The sequence below is a fragment of the Aquimarina macrocephali JAMB N27 genome, assembly GCF_000520995.1.
Classification (GTDB): Bacteria; Bacteroidota; Bacteroidia; order Flavobacteriales; family Flavobacteriaceae; genus Aquimarina; species Aquimarina macrocephali.
Window position 1 is genome coordinate 1 of sequence record NZ_JACA01000124.1, and the last position, 988, is coordinate 988.

The 988-nt window shown below is 34.7% G+C and carries 1 pseudogene; it reads right to left on the minus strand.

Going from position 1 to position 988, the window contains the following annotated elements:
- Positions 1 to 988: pseudogene (locus Z054_RS32030) on the minus strand (hypothetical protein); the annotation flags it as partial.

Here is a 988-nt window from a genome sequence, read left to right on the forward strand (position 1 = left end):
TTGATTGTAATAGTTTTTGGATTACCATTGGTATCAAAACCAACCTCTGGATAATTATCTACACTCCATCCCAAGGTATTACCAGGGTTGGCACTATAGATACTAATAAGTGCGTCTTTTGGGGAGATCGTGCTAGAAGGAGGCAAAGGACCTACAACTAATGCATTATTTAATGTCAATAAAAAAGAGAAAGATGAAGGTATTGTGGTCAAGTTACTTTCATTAATAAATAAAGCACTTAGGTTTATTAAGAATCCTATTTCGGGTGGTAAAGAAGTTATTTGGTTATTTATCAAATCTAACCGTGATAAGTTAAGAAGCAACCCTATCTCGGGAGGTATGGTAGTAAGTGGGTTATCTATAATTTGTAAACTTTCTAAATTAGATAGAAATCCTATTTCTTTGGGTAACGAAGTAAGCTGGTTACCTTTTAAAGATATTCCTATTAAAGTAGTGAGTTGCCCAATTTCTGAAGGTAGTATTATAATTGGGTTACCGTCTAATACAAACAGTTCTAAATGCGATAGCAAAACAATTTCTGAGGGTAATTCACTAATGTTTTTGAAGCCAATGAACAAACCAGTTATATTGCCATTTACATCTGTATCAACCCCGTTCAGGCTTCCTAAATCTGAATCTGGTGTAATTGCTAAATCCCAATCCAAGGTGTTTTCTGGATTGTCATCCAAAATAGCTTGCAATGCATCTTTTTGAGTTGATGGGACTTTAACAGAAACAGTATACACAACTTCACTACCGTCTTCTGCGGTTACTGTATAGACTACTGGAGTAGTAAAATCCTGAGAAATAATTGGATTTATTGTTGCCTTGTCAGATATTTCAATTGTTGGGGATAAATCTATAACTGTAGTTCCCATAGGCACTGTAGCCTTTATGGTTTTGTTTTCTTCATCTATAATAGCCGTAACATCGACGACAATAGTATTATCTGCCACTAGAAATACAAAACTTGTAATTTGTTTAGCAC